This window comes from Bacillus sp. SIMBA_074, assembly GCF_046534555.1.
Taxonomy (GTDB): domain Bacteria; phylum Bacillota; class Bacilli; order Bacillales; family Bacillaceae_G; genus Bacillus_A; species Bacillus_A mycoides.
In genome coordinates this window covers 1-249 of sequence record NZ_JAWRYM010000980.1, presented here as the reverse complement: position 1 = coordinate 249, position 249 = coordinate 1, and the positions used below count along the sequence as shown (strand labels likewise).

The 249-nt window shown below is 67.5% G+C and carries 1 protein-coding gene; it reads left to right on the top strand.

Annotated elements, in window-relative coordinates; all coding sequences use genetic code 11:
• Window positions 1–32 precede the first annotated feature (32 nt).
• Window positions 33–249: hypothetical protein (locus SB773_RS33690; RefSeq protein WP_410594823.1), on the top strand; the 217-nt coding region annotated here is incomplete at its 3' end.

Here is a 249-nt window from a genome sequence, read left to right as displayed (position 1 = left end):
AAGGATCCCGATCTCCGGCCGCCCTCGTCCGCATGGTCTTCTGGCTGAACGTGGGCTGGCGCCAGCTGATCACCGACACCCTTCTCGCCCGCGTCGGAGCGGCGAGCGGAGCCGCCGCCGAACTGGTGCCCTATTTCTCGTCTCGTCGGCGATTCCGCGCGTTGAGCAGACTTCTCCGGGATGCCGTCTCAGACGGGGAGGTGGTCGGACGCTTCCGTGTCGAGTACCTCGCCAGCTGGTTCGCCGGAG